Annotated in this window: 26 protein-coding genes; 17 read left to right on the forward strand and 9 right to left on the reverse strand. The window is 50.3% G+C overall.

Going from position 1 to position 26,666, the window contains the following annotated elements:
• Nucleotides 1-3: 3 nt before the first annotated feature.
• From JYB87_RS17755 to JYB87_RS17770, 4 genes are all read right to left on the reverse strand, one after another.
• Nucleotides 4-699, reverse strand: coding sequence for an MOSC domain-containing protein (locus JYB87_RS17755; protein WP_228729906.1), 696 nt, complete (start codon nucleotides 697-699; stop codon nucleotides 4-6).
• A gap of 27 nt (nucleotides 700-726) precedes the next feature.
• Nucleotides 727-2,184: a sensor domain-containing diguanylate cyclase gene (locus tag JYB87_RS17760; RefSeq protein WP_207354747.1), complete on the reverse strand. Its 1,458-nt coding sequence runs from the start codon at nucleotides 2,182-2,184 to the stop codon at nucleotides 727-729.
• 389 nt (nucleotides 2,185-2,573) lie between these two features.
• Nucleotides 2,574-3,419 (reverse strand): PfkB family carbohydrate kinase, encoded by an 846-nt coding sequence (locus tag JYB87_RS17765; protein ID WP_207354748.1) that lies wholly within the window; start codon nucleotides 3,417-3,419, stop codon nucleotides 2,574-2,576.
• A gap of 27 nt (nucleotides 3,420-3,446) precedes the next feature.
• Entirely contained in the window at nucleotides 3,447-4,301 is an 855-nt protein-coding gene (locus JYB87_RS17770) for a patatin-like phospholipase family protein (RefSeq protein ID WP_207354749.1), read from the reverse strand.
• Between the two features lie 148 nt (nucleotides 4,302-4,449).
• Between JYB87_RS17770 and JYB87_RS17775 the strand changes: the two genes are divergently transcribed.
• On the forward strand, nucleotides 4,450-4,758 hold the full coding sequence (locus JYB87_RS17775; protein WP_207354750.1) for an excalibur calcium-binding domain-containing protein: 309 nt from the start codon (nucleotides 4,450-4,452) through the stop codon (nucleotides 4,756-4,758).
• Nucleotides 4,759-4,841: 83 nt separating this feature from the next.
• Here JYB87_RS17775 and JYB87_RS17780 read toward each other — a convergent pair whose 3' ends face one another.
• Entirely contained in the window at nucleotides 4,842-7,013 is a 2,172-nt protein-coding gene (locus JYB87_RS17780) for a TonB-dependent siderophore receptor (protein WP_207354751.1), read from the reverse strand.
• A 240-nt stretch (nucleotides 7,014-7,253) separates the two neighbouring features.
• Between JYB87_RS17780 and JYB87_RS17785 the strand changes: the two genes are divergently transcribed.
• From JYB87_RS17785 to JYB87_RS17815, 7 genes are all read left to right on the forward strand, one after another.
• A complete protein-coding gene (locus JYB87_RS17785) occupies nucleotides 7,254-7,850 on the forward strand; it encodes a DUF4919 domain-containing protein (protein WP_207354752.1) in 597 nt (198 codons plus the stop codon).
• Between the two features lie 164 nt (nucleotides 7,851-8,014).
• Nucleotides 8,015-9,172 carry an iron-containing alcohol dehydrogenase gene (locus JYB87_RS17790; protein ID WP_207354753.1) on the forward strand — a complete coding sequence of 386 codons (1,158 nt, stop codon included), beginning with the start codon at nucleotides 8,015-8,017 and terminating at the stop codon, nucleotides 9,170-9,172.
• Between the two features lie 140 nt (nucleotides 9,173-9,312).
• The gene (locus tag JYB87_RS17795) at nucleotides 9,313-10,080 is read left to right on the forward strand and encodes a CDP-diacylglycerol diphosphatase (protein ID WP_207354754.1); all 768 of its coding nucleotides are present in this window, start codon (nucleotides 9,313-9,315) and stop codon (nucleotides 10,078-10,080) included.
• Nucleotides 10,081-10,213: 133 nt separating this feature from the next.
• Entirely contained in the window at nucleotides 10,214-10,984 is a 771-nt protein-coding gene (locus JYB87_RS17800; protein ID WP_207354755.1) for a S1/P1 nuclease, read from the forward strand.
• Between the two features lie 406 nt (nucleotides 10,985-11,390).
• Entirely contained in the window at nucleotides 11,391-13,646 is a 2,256-nt protein-coding gene (locus tag JYB87_RS17805; RefSeq protein WP_207354756.1) for a TonB-dependent receptor, read from the forward strand.
• 85 nt (nucleotides 13,647-13,731) lie between these two features.
• Nucleotides 13,732-14,406, forward strand: coding sequence for a Fe2+-dependent dioxygenase (locus JYB87_RS17810; protein WP_207354757.1), 675 nt, complete (start codon nucleotides 13,732-13,734; stop codon nucleotides 14,404-14,406).
• A 427-nt stretch (nucleotides 14,407-14,833) separates the two neighbouring features.
• Entirely contained in the window at nucleotides 14,834-15,487 is a 654-nt protein-coding gene (locus tag JYB87_RS17815; protein WP_207354758.1) for a DUF4937 domain-containing protein, read from the forward strand.
• A gap of 63 nt (nucleotides 15,488-15,550) precedes the next feature.
• Here the strand turns inward: JYB87_RS17815 and JYB87_RS17820 are convergent, their stop codons facing one another.
• Entirely contained in the window at nucleotides 15,551-16,597 is a 1,047-nt protein-coding gene (locus JYB87_RS17820; protein WP_207354759.1) for a CDP-glycerol glycerophosphotransferase family protein, read from the reverse strand.
• Nucleotides 16,598-16,812: 215 nt separating this feature from the next.
• On the opposite strand from JYB87_RS17820, the gene JYB87_RS17825 reads away from it, so the two are divergent.
• The 8 genes from JYB87_RS17825 (at nucleotide 16,813) to JYB87_RS17860 (ending at nucleotide 22,288) form a co-directional block, all read left to right on the forward strand.
• Complete coding sequence (locus JYB87_RS17825) at nucleotides 16,813-17,241, forward strand: hypothetical protein (protein WP_207354760.1); 429 nt, start codon at nucleotides 16,813-16,815, stop codon at nucleotides 17,239-17,241.
• A 98-nt stretch (nucleotides 17,242-17,339) separates the two neighbouring features.
• Nucleotides 17,340-17,807 (forward strand): hypothetical protein, encoded by a 468-nt coding sequence (locus tag JYB87_RS17830; RefSeq protein ID WP_267459554.1) that lies wholly within the window; start codon nucleotides 17,340-17,342, stop codon nucleotides 17,805-17,807.
• Between the two features lie 60 nt (nucleotides 17,808-17,867).
• Nucleotides 17,868-18,185, forward strand: coding sequence for an MliC family protein (locus JYB87_RS17835; RefSeq protein WP_207354762.1), 318 nt, complete (start codon nucleotides 17,868-17,870; stop codon nucleotides 18,183-18,185).
• 136 nt (nucleotides 18,186-18,321) lie between these two features.
• Nucleotides 18,322-18,858 carry a hypothetical protein gene (locus tag JYB87_RS17840; protein WP_207354763.1) on the forward strand — a complete coding sequence of 179 codons (537 nt, stop codon included), beginning with the start codon at nucleotides 18,322-18,324 and terminating at the stop codon, nucleotides 18,856-18,858.
• A gap of 71 nt (nucleotides 18,859-18,929) precedes the next feature.
• The gene (locus JYB87_RS17845) at nucleotides 18,930-19,454 is read left to right on the forward strand and encodes a hypothetical protein (protein ID WP_207354764.1); all 525 of its coding nucleotides are present in this window, start codon (nucleotides 18,930-18,932) and stop codon (nucleotides 19,452-19,454) included.
• 3 nt (nucleotides 19,455-19,457) lie between these two features.
• Entirely contained in the window at nucleotides 19,458-19,604 is a 147-nt protein-coding gene (locus JYB87_RS17850) for a hypothetical protein (protein ID WP_207354765.1), read from the forward strand.
• A 118-nt stretch (nucleotides 19,605-19,722) separates the two neighbouring features.
• Nucleotides 19,723-20,091 carry a N(4)-acetylcytidine aminohydrolase gene (yqfB, locus tag JYB87_RS17855; RefSeq protein WP_207354766.1) on the forward strand — a complete coding sequence of 123 codons (369 nt, stop codon included), beginning with the start codon at nucleotides 19,723-19,725 and terminating at the stop codon, nucleotides 20,089-20,091.
• 112 nt (nucleotides 20,092-20,203) lie between these two features.
• Nucleotides 20,204-22,288, forward strand: a complete 2,085-nt coding sequence (locus JYB87_RS17860) for a M13 family metallopeptidase (RefSeq protein WP_207354767.1) — start codon at nucleotides 20,204-20,206, stop codon at nucleotides 22,286-22,288.
• Nucleotides 22,289-22,388: 100 nt separating this feature from the next.
• On the opposite strand, the gene JYB87_RS17865 is transcribed toward JYB87_RS17860, so the two are convergent.
• The gene (locus tag JYB87_RS17865; protein ID WP_207354768.1) at nucleotides 22,389-24,440 is read right to left on the reverse strand and encodes an EAL domain-containing protein; all 2,052 of its coding nucleotides are present in this window, start codon (nucleotides 24,438-24,440) and stop codon (nucleotides 22,389-22,391) included.
• 318 nt (nucleotides 24,441-24,758) lie between these two features.
• Between JYB87_RS17865 and JYB87_RS17870 the strand changes: the two genes are divergently transcribed.
• Nucleotides 24,759-25,499, forward strand: a complete 741-nt coding sequence (locus JYB87_RS17870; RefSeq protein ID WP_207354769.1) for a DUF4097 family beta strand repeat-containing protein — start codon at nucleotides 24,759-24,761, stop codon at nucleotides 25,497-25,499.
• Nucleotides 25,500-25,596: 97 nt separating this feature from the next.
• Here the strand turns inward: JYB87_RS17870 and JYB87_RS17875 are convergent, their stop codons facing one another.
• Together JYB87_RS17875 and JYB87_RS17880 are read right to left on the reverse strand one after the other, a co-directional pair.
• Nucleotides 25,597-25,863 carry a DksA/TraR family C4-type zinc finger protein gene (locus JYB87_RS17875; RefSeq protein WP_207354770.1) on the reverse strand — a complete coding sequence of 89 codons (267 nt, stop codon included), beginning with the start codon at nucleotides 25,861-25,863 and terminating at the stop codon, nucleotides 25,597-25,599.
• Nucleotides 25,864-25,872: 9 nt separating this feature from the next.
• The gene (locus JYB87_RS17880) at nucleotides 25,873-26,511 is read right to left on the reverse strand and encodes a flavin reductase family protein (protein ID WP_207354771.1); all 639 of its coding nucleotides are present in this window, start codon (nucleotides 26,509-26,511) and stop codon (nucleotides 25,873-25,875) included.
• Between the last annotated feature and the right edge of the window lie 155 nt (nucleotides 26,512-26,666).

Here is a 26,666-nt window from a genome sequence, read left to right on the forward strand (position 1 = left end):
TCATCACCATCCTTGATAAAGGTGTTCACTGCCATATAACCGCCCCTGCCAACTTTCGCAGCGATTACTGGCAAGGCGCTTGTGGAGATTTTGCTGCCAGTCGCTGCCAAGCGCAGGTGCAGTCAGCAATCGCTGATAAGCTGCGGCATCAAACGGTTCGGCAAAATAGAGCGCGATGGCTTCAGCAACCGTGATATCCCCATGACGCTGCACAATAGCGACCGCATCGCCTTCGTTAATGGTGCCCGGTGTGAGCACCCGATACAGCCAGCCGCAGCGCGCCGTATCTTGCATGGTACGGGCAAATTCGCGCTGACGAAACTGCAGATTGGTTTTAAAACAGGGGGCGCGCGGTAGGGTGATTTGCAGCAACACCTCACCAATTGCAATCTCATCGCCGATGCAGACATCTTGCTCCAGCAAACCTAGCGTTGAGATATTTTCACCCAAGGCCGGCGCTTGCCGATCGGCCGCCATCAGCCCCTGCTGTTTGAAAAAGGCATAATGCTCTTGCGGGAAGTGATGCAATACGCGTTCATCACCGCCATGGTTTTTCAGGTCAAATCGGGTATCACCTTCAAGATGATCGCGGTGCACGATGAGTTGGCGCATGGTCTGCTTACTGTTGATGCCACTTTGCACCTCTTCAGTAAAGCGGTTGCCCGTTCCGGCATACAATCCTGTTAAGCTGATCGTCATCTTTCGCATCCTATCGAGGTTGAGCCATTAATGACTCAGCACAATGTTATTACGGCCATTTTCTTTGGCTTGATACAAGGCCTTGTCTGCACGATTGAGCAGTTGCTCGCCCGTCTCCTGCGACTGCAACTCAGCAATACCCCCGCTGATGGTCACCACTAGCTCCGCCTTGTTAATCTGCAGTAAGTGTTCACTGATTTTACGCCTGATCAGCTCCGCTTCAGCGGCAGCTTCAGTCAGTTCAGTGCCTTTCAGCAACACAATAAACTCCTCACCGCCCCAACGGCAGACTACTGCGGCATGAGCAAAGTGCTGCTGTAACTGCAAACTCACGCTTTTCAGCACCAAATCACCGATACTGTGGCCGTATTGATCGTTGATGCGTTTGAAGTGGTCAATATCAAATAGCAGCAAAGATAACGGACTGTGTTGTTTGTGTGCCTGCGGAATGGCACGCGTCACCTGTTCCTCAAACACTTGGCGATTGGCTAAGCCAGTCAGCTTGTCAGTAGAGGCCATTTTTTCGAGCCGGCGCTGATAGCGGCCAAGGGTCATATTGGCGGTCAGCAACACAATGGAGGTCACCAATAGGCTGATCCCTAAGTTACTCCATAAGGTGGTCAGCAGTTGTTCATCGCCTTGAGTCCCGCGCTGCTCTACCAACAGATACCATTGAAATTCTGGCACGTAGCGGCTGTTAATGAAGTAGGTTTCGCCTTCGAGCGTGAAGCTAAATGCGGAACTCGGATTCGCCAAAATACGAATCGCATTCTCTGCTAAGCCCGGGGTTTGCTGCAAAGTGGCCGCGCCTGAGTAGTCGACACTGTGCAGCATCACTGTGCCTTGACGGTCAACAAAAAATACTCGACGGTTGTAGCGTTTTTGGTAATGCTCGATCAGCGCTCCGACCTTTTCCACCTCAAGGCCTACCCCTGTGACACCAATGAAATTACCGTCGTAGTCAAACACCTTATTGTTGACAAATACAGTAGTCTTGGTGCGATCTGCAGTATCTAAATCGATATTGATTTCATAGTCTTGCGATTGCGGCAACCCACGGGTGCGGTAGTACCAACTATCGTTCGGGTCGGCTTCACTGATCTGCTTCAAAATGCCGCTCGAATGGTAATAGTTGTGGCTGACGTCTGAAACAAAAAAGCTGGTAACTGTGCCGTATTTCTCTTGGATCTCTTTCAAATAACGGATCAACCGCTCTGGCTGCTGCTCGTTACCTAAGGTCCAATCGCGCACAAAGGTGTCATGCGCCATCAAGGACGAGATAAAGATTGGCTTGAGCAAATCTTGTTGGATTTCGGAATAGATATTGTCGCTGGTCAGCGGCAGCGTATTTTCTTCCACCTGCTGACTCAATGAGCTGTGCGCCACCCAATAACTAAACCCGCTGGTCACCAAAAAGGCACCTAATAGCAACACGGCAAGCAGCCACATTGTTCTCTTTTTATCATTCCAAAGGCTCATGCCCATGCGCCATTCCATCCTACAACTAGCTAAATTTGGGGTGCTTCATATACTTATCGCAATAAGTTGGCAGCTTACCTTAATTCACTAATAGGCGCATTTTTTGATTGTTGAGGAATAAAAAAACCCGTTTTATTACTAAAACGGGGGAACAAATAGGGGTTAAATATCCGTGTTTAGCAACGCTGGGGACGTTGCAATGCACCTGCGCAAGCATGGCAAATCGAGATGACAAGCTGATGACAAAAAAATGCCCCACAAATGTGAGGCCTCTAGAAAACAAACAAAGCTACGAAGGGAGAGTCAAACACGAGTTAAGTTACTAACTCGGAGCACATAGTAGGCATCGCCGATGACAGGCAGATGACGTTTTTAACGTTTTTTGATGACAATCCTTACTGCGCATGCTGCAGATAACAACGCAGCGTTTCACCGGGGATGGAGGTTTCCGATGCCACCGCATGGGCGCCCCACACTGCGGCCTCTTGCATCGCCGCGTCAATCATCATGCCACTGACTAAACCGTGGATCAGCCCTGCAGCATAAACATCGCCCGCACCGGTGCTATCTACCACAGTGGCTGGCTTAGCGACCACATGCAATTCACCGCCGGCGTGGTATAAGCGCGCGCCTTGATCGCCCTCAGTGATAATAAAATACTGCAGCGACTCACCCGCAATGCTGCGGCCATACTCCCACATCGACAAGGGTGTGCGCTCATGCATATCGGATAATGACGACAACAGAATATGGCATGGCCGAGCACGCTCATCTTTCGCCAACTGCGCCACCACCAATGAGTGTGCTAAGGCAGATTTTGCCCAACTGGCCGCGCCCTGTGCAGACGAGTTGAGATACACCGCTTGCCACTCCGACCAATCCGGTGGCGTAGCTAACTGAAACAAGGGCCGCTCAGGACGAATAATCGTGCGCTCGCCATCTGGCGTCATCAGCAGCATGATTTCGCAGGTTTGTTCGGGATGGCGTGACACTCGGCGGCAATCCAAGCCATTTACGCTGGCTTGCGCCAACAGCCAATCGCCCAACTCGTCGCGCCCCACTTGGCTGACCAGCGCCACCTTGTGACCTGCCCACTCGAGGCCAATCCCAGTATTGGCACCGCCACCGCCCAAGCGCCGACCGCCATCTTCATAATGGTAACGACCACCTTTTTGTAGCGTTTTGTTCAGCTGTAAAATGCGATCGCAATTCAGATTGGCGATCAGCAGAATATTAGCCATGCGGACTCCTTGCCTGAAACCTCAGCTTCAAGCGATAAAACGTTGAACGGCCGGCAATGCGGCCTTGCCATCACTCAGCCCCAATTGATACACGGCTTCCACTTTGGACACATCGCGTTCCAGCCGCGACAACCCCAGTGGTTTGGCTGGTTGGATCACCAGCGCGCTGCCTTGCTCAACCCGCTGCGCCAAATCCACCAGCGCATCGTTATAGCGTTGATGCCGTTGCAGTAGCGCCTGTGCCACTTGCGGATAGTGCCGATAGGCTCTTTTAGCCAACCATTTGGGTTTAAATGCCGATTTTCGATAGTCGGCATCTTGGGTCAAAATCACCAGCTGCTTTTGGTAACCATCCTTGCAAGCCTGAGCCACTGGGATAGGTGTAGCAATGCCACCATCCAAATAGGCTTGCCCAGCAATAGTCACCGGCGGCGAAATAAATGGCAGGCTCGACGAGGCGATTAGAATATCCAGCAACTGCTGATGACTGTCAAAATCTGCCATGCCAAAAAAGTCGGTCTCACCGCTTTGGCAGTTAAACGCGCCCACTTTAAATTCGGCATCGCGGCCTAAAAAGGTATCAAAATCAAACGGCACTAACTCATGCGCCATCTGCCGATAAGTGAAATCGACATTGACGTAATTGCCGTTTTTCAACCAATGACGCCAGCCCATGTAGCGTTTATCCGCCAAATAGCGTTGCTGAATCGTTAGGTTACGCCCCAGCTGCTGCGACAAATAAGACGCAGGATAGATCGCCCCAGCGGAAACCCCCACCACATACGGAAAATGTAATTCGGCCGCTAAAAAGGCATCCAAGACACCGGCGGTATAAATGGCACGTAAACCACCCCCTTCTAGCACGAGTGCAGTTGCTGTCATCGAGTTCTCCCTGTATTCGATGCTCCAGCATACTCAAGCCCAACACTTCGGCAAACGTTTACATCAAACAACCACATTTTTTGTTGGAATGGCCACAGAAACGCTGGTATTTTCTTCAAGATTTCAGTTTGGGCAAAGGGAACTGACCATGAAACGGCTACTCTTTTACGCGCTGTTGATTTACGCACTGTGGATGACTTGGGAGCGCTTCGGCGGCGATGAACTACTGCCGCAAAGCAGCATCACCATAAAGCAGGAAGTACGTGACCTGATCAACAAGGAAGCGGACAAACTGCCAAAGTACGGCAGCCAAAACAATTTCCGCTGTGATGGCCGCAAATACTGCTCTGAGATGCGCTCACGAGAAGAGGCAGAATTCTTTTTGAAAAACTGCCCCGATACCCGTATGGATAGTGATAACGATGGCATTCCATGTGAAAACGACAGCCGTTGGTAGGCACCGTTAGCCTTTAAGGCGGAATAATAAAAACGGCGACTAAGATAATGCTTGTCGCCGTTTTTATTTGATAGCAGCTGACGTTAGAAACGATATTTCACGCTGAGGGTGACATTACGCGGCGTACCATAGTGGTACACACTGTAAGGCAGCGTTGAAGCGGCCATGTAAGCGTAATACTGCTTATCCAACAGGTTTTCCACGTTTAGTTGCAGATCGAGATGGTCGTTAATATCGTAACGCGCCATCAAGTCAACCAAGGCATAGCTTCCTTGTTCAATCAGCACGCTGCCACTGTCTGAATAGGCATTACTTTGCCAATTCACCCCACCACCAATGGTCAACTGCGGCAATAGCTGCTGCAACTGATAGGTGGTAAACAGCTTGAACTGCTGTTGCGGCGCATCGGTTTGTACCCGCTTGCCTGCTGCATCTTCAGCATGGAATTGCGAATAACCGGCGCTGATGTTCCAGCCTTCAGTTGGCTCACCCACCACTTCAACCTCAAAGCCGGTACTTTCGGTGCCTTGAATCGCAATCGATGCCGAGGTGATGTTATTGGCTAACTGCTCAGGTGTCGGCACAAAGCTGGTGTCGTTTTGCGCTAAGTTATCTTGGTCGATTTTAAACAACGCAACTGATGTGTGCAGCCGGTCATCAAAAAAGCTGCTCTTTAAGCCAATCTCATAAGCTTTCCCTTGCAGCGGATCGAGCAAGTCACCGTTGGCATCTTTGGCATTTTGTGGATTAAAGATCTCGGTGAAACTGGCGTAAACTCGGTGCTGTTCGCTGAGGTCGTACAGTGCGCCCACGTAAGGCACAAACTCGCCACTATTACCAAAATTCACATCGCCCCAGCTGATCCCTTCGCGGTTCCAACTGGAGATACGTCCACCAGCAATCAACTTCAATTCGTCGGTGATGGCCAGGCGGGTGGCAGCATAAAAACCTTTTTGTTCGGTCGATAGATCTTGGCTACGCGTGGCGGTGTCGCTCCAACTTGGCTCGCCAAAGGTGTTGCCTTGTTGCCAGCTGTAAAAGTTGTCAATTACATGCGCGTCGTAGAAACCGCCCCCCGCAATCGGTGTGGGTTCATGAGTATCGGTATAGCCTTTCTGCTTGCTATACAGCGCGCCCATCACAAATTCATGACTGCGGGAAAACAGCTCATAATCGCCTTTCAACTGCAGATCAAAGTTGTTGGAGTTGTTCTCCGCATGGCTGTTATAACGCTGTCCTGACAAACCTGTACCGCTGGTTTCATCGAGCGCTCCAGACATGTAGATCAACCGCGATGCGCTTTCATACTCCATGCGGTTATAGTTGGCCACCAGCTGCCAGCCATTGCTAAACAAGTGGTTGATGTTGGCAAACAGGTTTTTGTTGGTGGATTCCCATCGGGTCCAATCGGCGCCGGTGGTGGTCGCGACATCCCAATCTGTGCTGCTGCCATCGGCAAACACTGCCGGTAAACCGCCCCACATGGCGCCGTGAGGATCGTTGTTGTTGTAAACTGCGCCCACGCGCAACAGGGTGCTGGTACTGATATCGGCATCCACTACGCCGTAAAGAATGGTTTTGTGGTCTTGGTAATATTGCTGGAACGAGTCGTTATCAACGTATTTCGCCACTATCCGACCGCGTACTGTGCCATCGCTATTGAGCTTGCTGCCTACATCGGCGGTCATCTGCTTTTTATCCCAACTGCCCACATCGAATTGCAGATAGCCGCTAAGCTCTGTCGCATCAGCATGCTTACGCACCAAGTTAATCGATGCGGATGGATCGCCAGCGCCAGTCAGCAAACCCGTGGCACCACGCACCACTTCTACTCGTTCGTAAAGCGCTACATCGGACACGGTTTCCCCCGCATCACCACCTAAGCTCCATGACAAGGGCACGCCATCAATCTGGTAGTTTTGAATCGCAAAACCGCGCGCGCTAAAGCCATTACGCACGTTATCGGTCTTTGAAGAAGACAAGCCCACCGAGTTATTCACCACGTCCACCACAGTATTCAACGCTTGATCGCGGATCCGTTCGTCAGTGATGATGCTGACCGATTGTGGTGTTTCTCTAAGAGTCAGCCCCAGTCCGGTGGCAGTATCGATGGTTTTACTCACGGTATACTTTCCTATGACCGTGATTTTTTCAATCGATGGATTAACGTCAGTTGCCGTCTCGGCTGCTAAAGTTACTGTGGGATACAGTGCTGCGGTAATCGCCGCGGCAAGCGGTAAATGAGCATAGCGCATAGTGAAATTTCAACTTATTGAGTCACAGAAGGCTGGCATACTATATCAAATGATAACCATTATCATTACGATTTATTGTAAATGTGATGTATTTCCCTCTTTGCGGCGTATAGGCAGCATGATGGTTACCCGCTATCTCGGCGCAACAACTGCGAATTGTTTTGACTTTTTCACCGAGAAAACGATAACTATGTGGGCTATCCGCTACTGCCGTTACGCGGAATCAAGTAAGGGAGTTTTATGAAATCGCTGCTGATGTTGGTCACCATAATGCTGTTAACTGCCTGTACTGGGATCACCCATTCCCCCAGCCAGCAAGCCGTTAATTGGGCCGATGATGTCAGTTTTGATGCAATGCGGATTACCGTTGGTTGGGCAGATGATTATCAGCAACGCTGTCACGACCAGCGCCCACTCGGCAAAATTTACGATTTAGCTGATGCGGGCGATTGGCAACAACTGGCCAGTGTTGGCGAGCAGTGGCTACAACAATGCCCAATCGATATCCGTATTCACTACATGACCAGCATGGCGCTGGAGCAGATCAACGATCAGGCGGGTGCCGACGATCACTATCGCTGGTTTGAAGGCTTGATGCAGTCGTTAGTGGCCTCAGGTGACGGTTCAACGCCGCAAACCGCCTATGTCACTGTATCAGTGCAAGAGGAGTATGACGCCATGTACTTCTTTCAAGTGCGCCCCACCCAGCAACGTTTGATTCGCGATCCGCTCTGTGATGAAGTGCAAGTGGTGGATAGCAAGGGCGACGAGATGGTGCTCTATTTTAATCCTTCCGCTCACTTCAATCGCCTCTCCAAAAAGCACGCCCAGCAGTAATGTTACCCAGAGCTATCAAGCCGCAATGCGCCTTGATAGCGTAGAACTTCGCCCATAAACACACAGGCCAGCGTACCAAACGATGAATTTGTGCCCTTGGCACTTAATTTGTCATACAAATTTGAATAATATAGCGGCATCAGCCTTATGTTTTGGATGTCAGCATGTTCAATTTTGATTACCACAACCCAACCAAGATTGTATTCGGCCAAAACCGTTTAGCCGAACTCGATAGCCTGATCCCCGCCGATGCCAAAGTGTTGCTCACTTATGGCAGTGGCAGTGTCAAAAAATTTGGCACCTTAGATGCGGTAAAAGCCGCGTTGGGGCAACGCACAGTGCTGGAGTTTGGCGGGATCGAACCCAATCCGCGTTATCACACCCTGATGCGTGCCGCTGAGTTTGCCAAAGCTGAGCAGATCGATTTTTTGTTAGCGGTTGGTGGTGGCTCGGTGATGGACGGCACCAAGTTTATCGCCTTAGCAACCCACTACCGTGGCGACTGCGCCGAACTGCTATTCAAAGGCACCCAGCAAGTGGATGCCAGCAGCGTACTCCCGTTAGGTACGGTGGCCACGCTACCGGCCACCGGCTCGGAGATGAATGGCAATGCCGTCATCAACCACCCTGATGGCAAACTGGCACTGTCATCGCAGACGGTTTATCCGCAGTTTTCTATTCTCGATCCGAGCCTCACTTTTACCCTGCCGACAATTCAGGTAGCTAACGGTGTGGTCGATGCGTTTGTGCATGTGTGCGAGCAATACATGACCTATCCGGTTGATGCCCGTATTCAAGACCGCATGGCTGAAGGGATTTTGCGCACGCTGATTGAGATCGGTCCGGTGACGATCAATGAACCCAACAACTATGACGCGCGCGCCAACTTAGTGTGGAGTGCCACCAATGCACTGAATGGCTTAATTGGCGTGGGCGTGCCGCAAGATTGGGCGACCCATTGCATTGGCCATGAGTTAACCGCTCGCTTTGGCATTGACCATGCGCAAACCCTAGCGATTGTGATGCCAGCGTTGTGGCAAGCGCATCGCAACCAAAAAGCCGCCAAACTGCTGCAATATGCTGAGCGTGTGTGGGATATTCAGCAAGGCACAGAGGAGCAGCGAATTGACGCGGCAATTGACAAAACCCGAGCGTTTTTTGAAAGTTTGGGGATTCACACCCGCCTAAGTTATTACGTTGCGGATCAACAGTATATCGACGATATCATCGCCGCGCTCGAAGCCCATGGCATGACCCAACTCACCGAAAGCCAAGATCTTGATTTAGCACATAGCCGAGAATTATTACTGGCGGCGTGGTAAACCATTGCTCGGTTGAGCGTCATTTAGCCAAACTGCGCGGCCAACTTGCCGAAGACCGCGCAAACTAGCGCTTGCCGACATGACAGCGTCATGGTTTTCTACGACAATGCGGCGCTCAGGGGTTAACAAGACAGGGATAAATGAAACAATCAACCAAAATCACGCTAATAGGTTTGCCAGTATTAGCAATTATCGGCGCCGTGGCTTGGTGGTTTCTCGCAACCAATTCAACTCACAATGCCAACGCACTGTGGCAATTGATCAGCCAACGCTGTGTGGTTGGGCTTGCCAAAGACGGTAACCCAGCTCCCTGTACCAAGGTGGATAAAGCAAAAGGTTACGTCACCTTAAAAGATCGCAACGGCCCATTGCAGTATCTGTTGATGCCGGTCAGCAAAATTACCGGCACCGAAAGCCCAGCATTGCTGCAACCGCACGCGCCACAATTCTTTTCACTGGCATGGAATGAACGCCAGCTGCTGGAAGAAAAATATGGGCGCCCGATTGATGACCAAGCCTTGTCACTGGCGGTCAACTCCGCGTTTGGTCGCACCCAGAACCAACTGCATATTCATATCTCCTGCTTGCGCGCCGATATCCGGGCACAGCTGGATAAACTGGCACCGCAACTAAACAATCAATGGCAACAATTTTCTTTGGATAACAGCGATTACCAAATCCGCAGCCTCAGCCATGATGAATTTTATGCCCAAAGCGTATTTCAACGGATCGCCAGCGAGCTCAACATTGATAGCGATGATATGGGCAAATACGGCTTAGCCTTAACCACCTTAGCCGATGGGCGCTTTGCATTATTGGCGCTACGCGCCAGTTGGTTCGGCATGGAAAACGCCAGCCCAGAACTGATCCAAGACCATAGTTGTTCAATTTTAGATCCTGCGCCATAGTCTAAAATTCAGCGACTCATTGGCGCGGCAGCGAGGGGGCTTAGCAACACGCCCTTGATAGCGCCAACAAAACAGCATCCACACAACCACAGCGCCGCCGCAACAGGCGACCCAAGATAGTTGGAGACACACTATGTACCGTTTTATCGGATTATTACTGCTGGCAATGAGCAGCCAAGTGCATGCTTGGGGCTTTACTGGCCACAAAGCTTTTTGCCAAGCCGCCTTTGATCTGACGCAGCCTGCAACCCAGCAGGCGCTGAGCGCCATCGCCGCTAAACAGGGCGAATATCATTCCTTTGCCGAGGCATGCACTTGGGCTGATGACATCAAGAAAGATCATCAATGGGATTGGTCGAAACACCTGCACTATGTGAATGTAACACACGACGATCAACAACTGACCGACAGCGATTGTGCGGCTAAAGGCTGTGTGCTCAGCGGCATTCGCGATATGCAAACTCGGCTGCAACAAGATAAGCAAGATTGGCAAGCGCTGTTCTTTTTGGCGCACTTTGTCGGCGATCTACATCAACCGATGCATGTCAGCTTTGCCGATGATTTGGGTGGCAACAAAACCAAGGTGAGCTTCTTTGGTAATCCCGCCAACCTGCACGGTATTTGGGACTACGGCATTATCGAGCACTTGGTTGGCGATGATTGGCATGGCTGGGGCGATAAGCTGGCCGCCAATGCCAAAGCGCAGCATTACACTGCGGAAGGTACAGCGGCGCAATGGGGCGATGAATCACTGCAGCTCACCCAGAAAATTTACGCCAACTATCACGAAAATGCCGAACTAGGCCAAGGTTATGTCAGCGCTAATGCACTGCAGATTGAACAACAGATTGAGCATGGCGCAGTGAGACTCGCCAAGCTGTTAGATCAGCTGTACGGCAACTAATCCCTGTTGTGGCTTAACCGAGTGTGTTTTACAGGTAATTAAGTCTGCGCCACTTACTCGCGGTGATCACGTCAACCAGATTAAAACTCCCTGTTTTTTACGGGGAGTTTTTGTTTTTCACTCCACCACGTTCAACCGTTATTTCCCGCGCTTTTGGCCAATGCAGCCCCTTTTCTCTTTGTTACAAGTGTAAAGATTAACGCGTCAGTGAAATATTAAATTTTCATATTAATCAATATATAAACATTTATTTAACCACATTTTGCGTGCTAATTGATCCAGATCAATTAAATGCAAATGAGAATGATTCTTGATCTGTTTTAATCAAGTCACTATATTAGCCGTCGCTGAAGAGACAACCACCAGCAGTTGTCCACTAACCACTTACTACATCGGGATTTTCAAGATGAAGACGAAGAAACTGCGTCAAGGACGAGTACGGCTAAGCGCGACTGTTTTAGGCTCATTAACATTGGGGATGGCAGTTGCGCCAGTAATGGCCGATGAGCAGGCCACTGCTCAGCAAGAGCAGCATACTAAAGGTCATCACCATAAGGGCGAAAAGGACGAAAAACACCAAGACCACCACGCAAAACGTATCGAACATATTGAAATTAGCGGTGAATACTCAGGTTACAACAACCGCCGTGTCCAGTCCGGCAAGTTTACAGATGACCTGCTTAACAGCGCCAAAACCGTAACTGTTATCAATCAAGATTTGATTAAAGATATGGGCGCGCAAAGCTTTACCGATGCACTGCGTGCCACCCCTGGCATTACCCTTGGTACTGGCGAAGGCGGCAACCCCTATGGCGACCGTCCATTCATTCGTGGTTACGATGCGCAATCGTCAACCTTTATCAACGGCATGCGCGATGTGGGCTCGCAAAACCGCGAAACCTTTAACATAGAGCAAGTCGAAGTATTGAAAGGCCCGAGCTCAGTTTACAGCGGCCGAGGCGCCGTTGGTGGTAGCATCAATATCGTCAGCAAAAAGGCGCGCTTAGGTAACTTTATTAATGCTGATGTGGCGGTGGGCACCGACTCTCTGAAGCGCGCAGCTTTGGATGTAAACCGCATGGTCGGCGAGGACAGCGCCGTACGCATCAACATGATGAGCCATGATGCAGATACACCGGGGCGTGATAGCGTTTCAGGTAACCGTTGGGGCGTGGCACCCTCAATTAGCCTTGGTTTGAACAGCGATACTCAGGTGACGCTCGAGTACTACCACTTTGAGAGCAGCGATGTACCTGATTACGGTATTCCGTACGATCAAACCACCGGCAGCCCAGTGAAAGTTAATCCAGACAACTTCTATGGTTTGTTGGCGCGTGATTTCCGTGACAACAGCAATGACACCGGCTCGGTATTAATCAATCACGATTTCAACGATGAACTGCACCTGAGCTCAACTACCGTGTATGGCCGTACCACCAACCGCTACATTGTCACCAACCCTGATGACTCAACCGGAAACGTGGCGAATGGCTATGTATGGCGCAACACTAAGTCACGTAACTCAGCCACAACATCCCTTGCAACCCAATTACAGTTGTCAGGCGAATTTACCCTTGCCGGGATGCCAAACCGCTTTGCCGTGGGTGCTGAACTGAGCAACGAACAAACCAGTAATCACCCCTACACGATTGCGGTGGGTAATGGCCGTAACGCAGGCTGTGATGCCGATATGCTGGCAAGCTATAACTGCACCTCACTCGATAATCCAAACCCGAACGATCCTTGGGTGGGTGACATCAGTCCAAGTGCCAATCCAACGACTTTAACCGAAACCGATACCCGCTCAGTGTATGGCTTTAACACGCTGGAAATTACCGACAAGGTCTTCGTCAATGCGGGCTTGCGTTGGGACGATTACGAAACCCAATCCAGCGCTGGTGATACCCAACTGAGCAGCCAAGATAGCTTTGTAAACTATCAGCTGTCCGCGCTGTACAAGCCAGCCGACAACGCCAGCATCTACCTGGCTTGGGGCACCTCATCCAACCCACCAGGCACCTCAAATGGTGATGGAACGGAAAGCCTCAGCAGTGCTAACCAAGACTTAGCCCCAGAAGATACTGAAAGCTTAGAGTTAGGCGCCAAGTGGGATCTGTTCCATGGCCGCCTGTCACTCAACAGCTCAGTGTTCAAGATTGAGAAAAACAACGCGCGCGTTGCCACAGAAGCAGGGCGTGGTGCACCGCAAGATAACGTCGGTAAGCAAAAAGTCACCGGCTTTGAGATTGGTCTGTCGGGCGACATTACCAAGCAATGGCACGCCTTTGGTGGATACACCTATCTTGATGCCACCTTAGAAGCGAACGGCTTTAACAGCGCGCTGAACGGCAACCGCTTCCCTAACACGGCGAAACACAGTTTTAGCTTGTTCACCAACTACGACATTACCGAAGACTTCAACGCGGGTATCGGCGCCTATTACATGGGCAAAGTGTATGGCAACACCGCCAATACCTTGTGGATACCCTCTTACTGGCGTTATGACGCAGTGACCTCATACCGCGTGAACGACATGGTCACGCTGCGGCTGAACCTGCAAAACCTGACCGACAAGCGTTATTTCGATAAAGCCTACGGTGCCCATTTTGCCAACATTGCGGCGGGGCGACTGGCAATGTTAAGTGCCGACTTCCGCTTCTAATTTGATGCGACTTGGCTTTTACTAACAGCAACAACCACGGTGCCGATCTTATCGGCGCCGTTTTTCGCGTATTAGGATGTCACTGATGTTAATTGAAATTCCCGCATTATTTACCAAAGAAGAAGTCGCGCTAATACGCGCTAAACTGGATGCCCAACCGTGGATTGACGGCAACCAAACCTCAGGCGAGATGGCGGCCACTCGGAAACGTAATCAACAACTTGATAAAGATAATCCGGTTGCGATTGATATCGGCCAATGGGTGATGGATCGGCTGATGGCGCATCCACTTTATGTGTCTGCTGCGCTGCCACTGCAGTTTTACCCACCTCTATTTAACCGGTATGAAGGCGGCGAAACCTTTGGATATCACATCGATAATGCGATTCGCGCCACCGCTGATGGCTTAGTGCGTACTGATCTGTCCACCACGCTATTTTTGAGCGAGCCAGACAGCTACGAAGGCGGCGAGCTGATCATTCAAGACAGTTACGGAACACAATCCGTCAAACTGGCAGCGGGCTCAGCCATCCTGTATCCATCCACCAGCTTGCATCAAGTTACGCCCGTCACCCAAGGGGAGCGCACTGCCGCCTTTATGTGGCTGCAAAGCATGATTCGAGATGATGGCCAACGCCGTATCTTGTTTGACCTCGACCAATCGATTCAAGCACTCACCGCCGCACAAGCCGATCAACAGCAGCTGTTTAACCTCACCGGCATCTATCACAACTTGCTGCGACGCTGGAGCGAGCTGTAACCAGAGCGCAGCGTCCACTGCACCGACTATTTATCAAGGTATTCAACGACACCGACCATTCGCCAGCAGCGATTATGCGCCAACATCGGCGATTTACCCGCAACGCGGCGATGGTCGGTGTGTATCCGCAGCGGATAGCTGCCCCCCCTAAATAATCTTGTCTGGCGGCTCAATATCGGATCTGCAACATCACCCCGCAATATGCGCTAAACGGTTAAAGTCATAGTAGTTTTTTCAAATGCAATCGCGGATTTTTACAGCAAACTTTTGCCGATGTTTTATACTCAAGGCTAAACTGTAAAATTCTGCGCTTAGCAGCAAATCTGGCTGCATATGGTCGATATACTAGTTAAATGTTGCGATGGACTAGCACATTCCTACCAATAAACAGCGCAATACCCTGCCGCACCGCATTACTGGAGATAAAATGACCGTTCTAAAACTGATCCGCTGCATTGTTCCTCGCGAACGTCGGGAGGCATTTTCTGCATCGCAAAATATCTGGCAGGGGTTAACGTCGATAACAGGCTTTGCAGGGCAAGCCGGCGGTTGGGAAGCAGTCAGTGGTCATGCGGTAATATTCTGTTATTGGCTATCAGAACAAGATTTACTGCGCTTTATGGAAACCGAACATGACCGGTTTCTAGCAAAAAACCGAGATATTCAAGCATTCAGTGAATGCCGAGTTACCCTCTACGACCAAGTCTTAGGGGTACCCACAATGTCGGCTAGCGACGATCAATCGCGCATAGTGCGCACGGTTTACTGCAACGGTGTCAAGGATGAACGCCAGTTTATACGCGATCAACACGCCATGTGGAATCCCGCGCTGGCAAAACAAAACGGCATGCTCGGTGGCTATATCTGGCGTAATCGCATGCGCAGCCGTGACTTTATTTTGCAAACCTATTGGGAAAGCGAACAAGCCCACGACCGCTACACCGAAGACCTACTCCCCGAATTGATGCAAGCCATGCGGCCGATGCGTTATATGCAGGCAATCTCCGGCAGTTTTATTCGCGAAGAACCACAATGGCGAGTGAACCCAGCCCATGGCCACTACGCTGGAGTGCCGGAGTAAAAACGGCTCAGCAGATAATTCAGCTCAATAACCAATCAGGCCATTTTTAGGTTAGTTATTTAACTAAAACCCCCAATAACCCAATTTTTTGCGCTCTTTGAAGCTGCGGATTAGATTGGCGGGCTTTGACTTAAGTTTGCCGTATTGGTGTTGTTTAAAATCATCGATTGCCGCTAACACTCGCTCGCTCGACTTACCGTCTTGGTAGGGATGGGTATCGGCAATAAAAGCATCGATTTTCGCCATCAGCTCATCTGGGCAGCTCAACGCATAGTCAATCGCCTGTTCCAGCGCATCGGCTTCGGTAACATTCAACAAGTGCTCTGTGTTGCCACGAGTTTGGTTTCTGAAGGTCACCACTGGCTTACGTTGTAGCAGGAACATGGTCATCACTGACGAGGTATCACACAGCATCAGGTCCGCCTGTTGCAGCAGCGGGATCACGTTGTCGGTTTCCACAAACGTCAAGTTGTCGTTCTGCAGTGCTTTGTATGCGTCCACCACCTCTTGCGGCATTTTTGGGTGAAACTGCACTAACCAACGCCACTTACCGCTATCGCGCAGTTGACGGATGGTGTCCACCAGTAGCGGGGCGCATGACAGCTCTTTGGTAAAGGTCGAGCACAGCAAAATGGTCTTTTTGCCATCGTCTGGCACAGCTGACGGCAGATTTTGAAATAGCGGATCGATCGCTGACCACCCCGTTTGCCGCACACCAAAAAAGCCATACTTGGCAGCGCGTTGTTCAAAACCCGCCGTAGTGTTTGGCCCTTGGGTGCAGTAAAGATCGAAACAGCCGCGAATATTGAAATGGCCACGATCATCAGGACGGGTGGATTTAGCCACATTAAAGCCGTGAAAAATACCGACTTTGATGCCCGGAATAAACTTAGGCACATGGTTGCCCGGCACTAGCACCACATCAGGATGCCATGCCACCACCTCTTTGATACTATTAAATTTTCGCTCATCCGCGTGCAAATAATCATGACGAATTTCATTGCCCGCTAAGAACCATACGGCTTCGTCGCCACGCTGCAAAATCGCTTGCTGCAAAGGGCGCAAAATCGCGTAGGAGTAGTTCTGTTCGGCGTAAAGGAGATAGCGCATAAATTCCGATAACTCTTGTTGATGAACACTGCTATTTTCAGCAAATCGGCTCGATGAATAGCATGGCTATTGCGAGCTAAGCCAATGAAATTTAGAGTGTCTTAAAAACCATTGTTGTTGGCTGCCAATACTACCGTAAGCCGCACGCGATTGCGCCAATAAATCCGTTGCCAACCATTAGGCCGTTGTTGCTCAAGCATTGAAGGAGTCGTTGCTTGGATAAAGCCCCCAATTATGCCGGTTATAGCATTGATGAACTGCGGCAAGCCCGCGCCAGCATCGATGAACGCCGTTTCCCCGCCAGAAAAGCCCAACTCGATGAGTTGATTGCAGCACATATTGCGACAGCTCGAGCAGAGGATCCCGAACCTGCAGCCGAAGTGACCGATAGCCAAGCCCCCAGTGAGTTCAAATTAGTTATAACAACCCTGATCAGTATTCCGTGCTATCCCATACTCTGCCTCGTTGTCATCGAGGCGCTGTACTCCGGCAGCATCACCAGCAAGTACCATCATGTGTACACTTGGCAACAGCAACCTTGGATGTATAGCTTTCACCTCTTAGTGCTGTGCGTCGTGCTCATCTGCTGGCCGTGGGGTTTAACGCTGATGTGGTTAAAACGTCTAAAGCTGCCAGATCGCTAACTCTGCAATGTCCGCTTTTAGAAAAGTGATCGCCCCAAACGACAGTGGCGTATAAAAGCCAAATAACTACGTCAGCCTAAAACCTAATGAATATCTTTGTGTTAGATGAAAATATTGCCAAGTGCGCCGAGTATCACTGCGATCAGCACGCGATAAAAATGATTTTGGAATCGGTGCAATTGCTGTGTACTGCGCTGAATAAAAAGGGCTTTCGCACGCCATATAAATCAACCCACATCAAACACCCGTGCGTACTTTGGGTGGAGGAGTCTTACGACAACTTTGAATGGCTGGTCAAACTGACGCGGGCGCTAAATGCTGAATACCGTTATCGCTTTGATAAACAAACCGATCACAAGTCGATGGCGGTGTTGGAGCAGATCCTCGATATGCCGTTTGAGCGCCACGGTTTAACGCCATTTCCGCAAGCGATGCCGGATCAGTTTAAGGTGTCCGGTGATGCGGTGCAGGCCTATCGTAACTTCTACATCGGCGACAAAATGCGCTTTGCCAAGTGGACCAAACGCCCCTTACCGCAGTGGTTGCTTGCAGCTGAGGTTCAGTAATCTAGGCGTACACTGGCAGTAATTCGCACAAGTGTGGCCACTGGTCAATAGGAGGATGAGATGCTTAATCGCCACTTGCTGCTGACACTGCTACCACTACTCACACTTTGCAGCGCCTGCCAACAACTGTTACCCACTCGCGCCAATCCTACGGTGAATTTCCTCTGCAAAAATGATACTGCGTTACAAGTTAAGTTTAACAATCAACAGCAATATGCAGAGATTCATTACCAAGGCGAAACAATACAACTTGCCCAACAGCCAAGTGCATCAGGATTTTACTATGCCAATGCGCAGCAACAGCTCCGTGGCAAAGGCAAATCCCTCACCCTGCAATTAAATCCAGCACAACAAATTCAATGTGTTGCATATCCGTAGATGGATCAAATAAGTATAAAAAAACAGATGCTCACTCTGGTATCTCGCTGAAAGAACGTTCAGACTGAACTTCAGCTAACATTTTGTTAACGATAAATGTTAGCCACCCTTGGATACCACAGCACAAGGAGCAGGTATGGATCACGAGTACATTGGCCAATTATTGGGATTTACCTTGGCGCACAGCGCGTCGGTTGTTGAAACGCTGCAAGCCGATGAAGTGATGGTGCCTTACGCCATTACGATCAAGGAAGAACAGCAAGAATTGGTAAATTTTGAAGCAGAAACGCAAGAGCAAGCGATCCAACAGGCGGAATCCAAGCTGGCGGAATTTAGCGAAACCGTTGACGCTTGGTGTTATGGCCAAGAAGGCGCGATTAACCAAGACGACAACACGATCAACGTGCTTTACTTCAAAGTATGGGTTAAGGGAATGACGGCAGCGCTCGAAGCCTATCAACCGATTCAAAAATCCCCCTTTAAACTGCTCAGCAATATTCAAATTCAAAACTTTGCTGAAGCTGGTTTAGACGAAGCCGAAGGCGAGAATTTTATCGCTGGGTTGAATCAAGGCGTGGATATCCACCCAGCCACGGCCTCTCGCTGGGATAGCTGGTTTGACACTGATGCAGCTGAAGATGCAGATGCCAGCACAGATTCAGCTGCAGAATAGCGGCAATATAAGCGATTACGGGACGATCATTGTCCCCACCCAACCTTAGGTATTTGTAGAGAGCAGCAATCATGCAAGCGGTTACCTCCTTTTTTGCTGGACAACTGGATGACATCAACCAGCAACTCACTCCACAGGCTGATACCCTCGTGGCCATTGAAGCAGAACAAACGCTGTTTTACCTGCGCGCAGGGCATAAATTAATTTCGTTGCCGGTGGGCTACCGTTTAGTGGCGCAGCGCTTTTTTAAACACACGCCACCCACCCCAGACGATTTGGAATACGCCATCAATTACATTGAAGATGAGATTGAACGGGCAATTCCCACCATTGGTCCCATCAGCCAACTGGTTAGCCCTACCGCCTATCTGCGCCAGATTGCACAACTCGCAGGCGTACAACAAGGCTCAGTGATGCAGTTACCTCGGCAGGAGATGGAGCGCTTATTTGGCTACTATGCTGAGATTTCTCAAGGGCGGCCACCCTTGCCGTCGGAGCCAGATGTCAGCCCTGAGTTTTATGCCAAACTGCTGATTTTAAGAGAATACATGCACCATCTTAAAGTCACCTCGATCAGTCTATTGAAAACGGAGTAAGCCATGCAACGCTGCGGTAAATGTCGTCATTTCACTCGAACCAAAGATAACAGCAAAGATCTTTGTGGCGCTTGGGAAATGCCAACCCAAGCCACTCGCGTTGCCTGTCAGTTTTTTACTCCAAAAACCAATAATCGCCCGCGCCAATAGGCAGCGCGGCGAATCCACCGATTTGCCGCATATGCCACAATTGACAAAATTTAATTACGCCATCGCCAAATAGCTGTTGTATAACGGTACTCCGTTTAGCATTTGTCTGGCTGAGTTTATGGCTGATTACCCTGAAACTATTACCTTTTTTGAATGGTTAGCGCCGAAGATTATCGCGGGTGACAAGCATATTACAATTCGCAATTACGCCGAGAGTCACTACCGTCCCGGCAGCCGAGTGACCGCCTACACGCTGGAAACTCATCAACGGATTGCCGATATTGAGATCCTCGCGGTAGAGCCGTTATTCATTGAAGATATCAATCAACAACACGCTGAGCAGGAAGGGTTAGCGTTAGAACAACTGCAAGGCTTGATTAGACGCATCTACCCCGATCAGCAACAGTTGTACGTGATCTCATTCCGCCTATTGCCGGAGATCACCGCCGCCACAGAAAGCACTGCGGCGCCAGTAGACACCCCATAAAGCTGCACGGGTAACATTCGATCACAACTTATTCTGCGATACAGTTACTCACCTCCCGTACCAGTTCGAGTACACTGCCAGCATCATTTTATTAACTGCATAAGAGCTTCTCATGTTTAAGCGACTTTTGACCGCCGCTGCGGTGAGCACCCTATTCATTGGTGGTATTAGCGCCACTATGCCTGCCGCAATGGCCAACCAAACTGCCAATGCCGCAGTAGCACAGGCGGGGATCAACCTCGCAGCGATGGATACCCAAGTAAAACCGGGCGATGATTTTTATAACTTCGCCAACGGTCACTGGCAGCGCAACACCGAGATCCCCGCAGACCGTTCAAGCACTGGCGCATTTTTGGTGGCCTTTAACAGCACCGAAAAACATAAAGCGGAATTGATTAACGAATTGGTTAATAGCAAGCATCCTGCTGGCAGCAACCAAACCAAGATTGCCGATTTTTACCAGGCCTACGTCAACACTAAAGCGATTGATGCCGCCGGTATGCAACCGCTGGCCGCAGACTTTGCCCGCTATGCCGCCATCAGCAATGTGCAGCAACTGTCAGGCGTTTTGGGTGCCAACCTGCGCGCTGACGTCGATCCGCTCAACGCCACCCACTACGCCACTGAAAACCTGTTCGGCCTGTTTGTCACCCAAGGTCTAGCCACCCCAGGGGAAGTGTTACCTTACATTCTGCAAGGCGGTTTGGGCTTACCTGAACGCCAATACTATCTGTCTGATGACCCGAAAATGGTGCAACTGCGCCAGCAATACCATGCCTACATCAAACAGTTGCTCACCCTTGCGGGTGTCGATGATGCCGCCGCCAAAGCGGATCGCATCTTCGCCCTTGAAAACAAAATTGCCCGCGCACACGTGAGCCGTGAAGACAGCGAAGACTTCACCAAAGCCTCAGTGGTGTGGAGTCGTGCTGATTTTGACAAAAAAGCCCCCGGCATTGACTGGAACGCCTTCTTTAGTGCCGCTAAGTTAGGTCAGCAAAACCGCTTTGACGCCTACCACGCAGGTGCCATTCCGGCGTTATCAAAACTGGTGGCCAGCGAGCCATTGCAAGCGTGGCAAGATTGGTTAGTGTTCCACCAAATCAATAGCCACACCGATGTGCTGCCAACAGCGCTAGACCAAGCACACTTTGATTTTTACGGCACCACACTGTCAGGCACACCACAACAACGCAGCCGCGATAAACGCGCGCTCAGTGCCTTAGATGCCTACTTAGGCGATGCTGTCGGCCAAGATTATGTTGAGCGCTACTTCCCTGCGGCAGCCAAAGCCAAAGTGAGCCACATGGTGGATAACATTATCCATGCCTTCTACAACCGTGTTGCCGCGTTGGATTGGATGGCGCCAAGTACCCAAAAAGAAGCTTTGGCCAAAGTAAACACGCTCGTAGTGGGCGTTGGCTACCCAGATAAATGGCCGGACTACAGCAGCTATTCCGTCACCGCCAGCAATGCCTACGCCAATGCGGTTGCCGGTGAGCAATATCGCTACACCCAACAGTTAGCCAAAATTGGTAAGCCACAAGATAAACGCGAATGGTGGATGATCCCGCAGATTGTGAACGCGGTGAACCTGCCAGTACAAAACGCGCTGAACTTTCCAGCTGGGATTCTGCAAGCGCCGTTCTTTGATGCCAGCGCAGAAGATGCCTACAACTATGGCGCGATTGGTGCGGTAATCGGCCATGAAATCAGCCATAGCTTTGATAACAACGGTGCAGCCTTTGACTCAACCGGCGCAATGCGTAACTGGTGGACCAAAGCTGACTTTGCCCGTTTTGCAGAGCAAGGCGAAGCGCTGGCAGCCCAGTTTGATACCTATGCACCTTTCCCAGATCTGCACGTGAACGGCAAGCTGACCTTGGGTGAAAACATTGCTGACGTAGCAGGGCTTGCCGCCGCACTGGATGCTTACCATGCTTCACTCAATGGTAAACCAGCCCCAGTGATTGATGGCTACACCGGCGATCAACGCTTCTTTATCGGCTTTGCGCAAACATGGGCGACCAAGATGCGTGATGCAGCGCTGCGCCAACGTATTGCCACCGACGGCCATGCACCGGGCATGTACCGTGCGCTGACCGTGCGTAACTTGGATGCTTGGTATCAAGCCTTTGATGTTAAGCCAGGCGACAAGCTGTATATCGCACCTGAACAACGGGTAAAAATCTGGTAAGCCGCCCGATGGGCGAAACCAACACCGACAAAAGCGCACCTTGAGTGCGCTTTTTGTTGATCTGCTTGCGATGAAATACGCGAATACTACGCCGAATGGACTAACGGGGCTCGAGGGCAATTTTGCGTTGTTGCAGCATGCTGGCAAGCTGTTTGGCCGAATTGGGTTTGGCGTAGAGATACCCTTGCCCCTCTTCACAGCCCAAGCTTTGCAGCAACTTTTGCTGCTCAGTGGTTTCGACCCCTTCGGCGATTACGGTTTTATTGAGTGAATGACCAATATCGACAATCGCCGCCACTAGCTGCTGATCTTTCGCATCGGTTACCGCGTTCATTACAAATGAGCGGTCAATTTTAAGCACTTTGAAGGGCAGATCGCGCAGCCGTGCCAAGCTCGAATGGCCAGTGCCAAAGTCATCAATCGCCAAGACAAAGCCATTTTTCTCGATATCGACCAATTGCCCCATAATTTGGCTCATATTGTCCATGATGTTGCTTTCGGTAATCTCAATCTGCACATAGCGCGGTTCAATATCCATCTGCTCCGCCAACGCCAGCAAGCGATCACTGATATTGCGCCGCATCAGCTGTTTTACCGACACGTTAATCGCCATTTCAAGGTAGATATCTTGCTTTTGCCACTCTCTGAGCTGCCACATGGCTTGTACCAACACCCAATCGCCAAGCTCTACAATCAGCCCTGAATCCTCGGCAATGGGAATAAACTCCGCCGGTGACAACATACCCTCTTCAGGATGCCGCCAACGTATGAGCGCTTCCACCCCAATAATCTCGCCGGTTTTTAACGACACTTTGGGTTGATAGAACAACATCAACTGACCTTCGGCATTTAGCGCTTGACGCAGTTCATGTTCTAACTGAATTCTGCGGGTCATCTTAATTGTCATGGCAGGCTGGAAGAAGCGAAAACAGCTGCCGCCATCCTCTTTGGCGATACGCATCGCGTGGTTGGCATGCATCACTAGCGTATTGGCGTCTTCACCATCATTGGCGTAAACCGCTAACCCGAGCGAAGCGGTTACCTGCAAAACACGTTCATTATGCTCATATGGCTGCGAAATCGATTTTGATAACTGATGCATCAACTGCACTAACTCCAGTTTCTCGTCATCTTGTTCAAGCACAATGGCAAATTCATCGCTCGCCATCCGCGCCACAGTGCCACGATTAGACTCCGCGACGTTTGCCAAACGTTCCCCCAAATCCACTAAAAACAGATCGCCCTGATCATGCCCAAGGCTATCGTTAATGTCTTTGAAACGGTCAACGCCGATGTAAATCACAATGACTTGAGAATGATTATGCTGAGCTAACTCTATGTAAGATTGGATTTTTTCGAGTATAGACAACCGATTGGGTAGATGAGTTAGCGGATCATTGAAGGTTTGGAACTGGATCTGCTCAGCAATCTCCTCATCCATATCCGCCAGCAATGCGTGATATTCCTGCTCACGACGATAGAGTGACAACAGCAGCGGACGAAAGATAAACAAGGCCTCGATTAACAGGGTCAGCAACATACCGCCGAGTGAAAGACGGTTATAACGTTGCAACTGCGAAATTGCCGCTTCACTTTCTCGTTGAAACTGCAACACGACTGCATCAAGCGACTGTAGCATTTCGGCCCGCGCCGCTTGCCGAAGCTGCTTATATGCTTCGTTTCGTTGCGACATGTCCAATGAAGCATCTACGACTCGCTCAGCTAAGACGAGAAATTCCGTCACCTTTTGATGCAGATTCGTCGGGGGCTGGTTAAACATCGCTTTAATTGCATTAGAGCTTGGCGTGGGGATATTGAGCGAACTGGCACCGTTCATTAAGGCGTAATGCATCGTACTCATGGTACTTATCGCATCATAGTAGGAAGCCAGCTCAGCACCGTGTAATTCTTCAGTTCGGGTTTGACGCAGTTCACTGGCAAACAGGGTGATCCGCTGCGACAACATTCGCTGCCGCCCGGCAATATTCACCACTCGAGCCGTCGATTCTTGCTGATCGACAATGCTCTGCACCAAATAATGAGATAACAATGCAAGTAGGGCGATAATGACCAGCGCTAAAATGTAGGTGAGCGTGCCACGCCACCAATGCTGATGTAAAAGATCCGGATTTTTATCCAGCCGTTGTTGCATGCTTAACCCCTCGCTACATCCGTGTTCTGCGATTCTGCATTAGCGATTTCGCTATTCCCCACATTATCTTGATTAGTTTAGTCGCTGCAACGCTAACAAGCGCCACTATTCGACTAAGTTGATTAATTAATCTGCACTGTGACAAATGCTAAATTGACCAACATTGGGTGGAATTCACTAACTGCTTGAGTCATCGTAACACACTAAAACCACAACACATTGATATAATTGATGTAATTTTTTGGCATGCTATTCGCTATGTGATGAGTAAGTTTTTAGGAATCGCTGGGTGCGCTCAGCTAATAAAGGATCAACACAATGCACAACAACACATTACTGGCGCTCTCTGGCGCAGCATTACTGATGGCAGGTTGGGGCTTTAACGCACACGCCCTTGAACACGAACACCGCAGCTTGGTGTTAGATGCCAGCCAAATTAAGGCACTGCATGCTGAAACGGGCGCAGGCGACCTGCGAATTATCGGCGTGGAAGGGCAAAAAGAGATTCAGGTTGAAGCAGACATCTATCGCAGCACAGATGCAGAACCGGAATTAAGCTTGCAGCTCGAACAGGGTAAGGCACATTTCGTCGCGCAGTTTAATGGCAATGTTAGCTGGGGCAAATCGCCTTACATAGATGTAGTACTGACCGTACCGGCTGAAATGACCCTCTCTGTAGACGATGGCTCTGGCGCCATCGCCATCAAGAACATGCACAGCGATATGAAGATTGATGACGGCTCTGGCAGTTTGCACATCGATGGCGGCAATAACTTAGTTATCCTCGATGGTTCCGGCAGCATTGAGTTGCGCAATATCAGCGGCAATATCGCACTCGAAGATGGCTCCGGCAGTATCACCATTCGCGACTGCGCTGGCGATGTGAAGATTGATGATGGTTCCGGTTCGATTGAGGTCAGCCAAGTGGCCGGCAAAGTGACCATTCATGATGGCTCAGGTGGCATCAGTGTTACCCATGCCAACGCGCTCAATATTACCGAGTCAGGCTCAGGCGAGGTGAGTTATCGCGATATCGCCGGAGAAGTGAGCGTTAATTAACGTGTACTTTATTCGAGAGGTCAGCCACGTGCTGGCCTTTTACATTCAGTGAAAACAGCATAAGCCCACAAATAACCAAGGCTCACCATCAATAAGATTAGCGTAACTGACTGTCTTTAGAGCCGCGGCGATTGTAACCCGCAAAACGCGCCGCATGTTTGTCTTGTTCCGCTTGGCAATTGAGACACAAGCGCACACCCGCCATCGCCTGCCGCCGCGCTTCAGGAATAGGCTCGCCACACTCTTCGCATTCACGCAGGCTTTCACCTTTGGGGATCGCCTGCCGTACACGGCTCACACCATCTTCCACCGTGCTTTCTATCTGCTGCAAATCGGCACCATCTTGTGCCCAACCCGATGCCATAACTTTCTCCTAAGGTGCGATATCACGTATCGATGGCCGCGTCATGTGAAACTCAGTCTCGGCGCTCACACCAAAATAGCTGGTCGGCCCACCGGCACGCAATATCGGTTCTGCAGCAATAGTTTGATACACGCCATCTTTGATAAAGGTTTTATCAATATGCACGCCCACCACCTCACCGAGTACCAACCAGTTATCCATAAGTTGCTTATCGGCAGTTTCCAACCGAATCAACTGGGTCAGCTTACACTCAAACGATGCAGGACTCGCGGCCACCCGCGGTACGTTAACCAACTGCGACGGCGCTTTTGCAAGCCCCGCTAACTCAAACTCATCCACCGTATTCGCCACATCTGCACAGCTAATATTCATCTGCTGTGCCAATGGCTTAGTGGCCAGATTCCAGCAAAACTCCCCCGTCTGCTCAATATTGGCCACACTGTCTTTCCAACCCGAGCTGCAAAAGCCAATGATCGGCGGCGAATCGGCAAACACGTTGAAAAAACTATAAGGTGCAAGGTTCGCCACACCGGCTGCATTACAACTAGAAATCCACCCAATCGGCCGCGGCGCAATAATCGACTTCAGCGGATTATGCAGCAAGCCATGATCTTGCTTGGGCTGATAAAAGTGAAACTGACTCGACATACGGATCTCCTGAATGGTGGGATTTATCAATCACACTAGGTGACTTTTCAAATTGCGGCCTACTTATCTGAGTATGGGCGATGACGCTCAGATTCAAGTTTATCTAGCCCAGCAATAGCAGTCACCCATGGAGACATGTGAGTTCACACACGGCC

The organism is Shewanella avicenniae (genome assembly GCF_017354945.1).
GTDB lineage: Bacteria > Pseudomonadota > Gammaproteobacteria > Enterobacterales > Shewanellaceae > Shewanella > Shewanella avicenniae.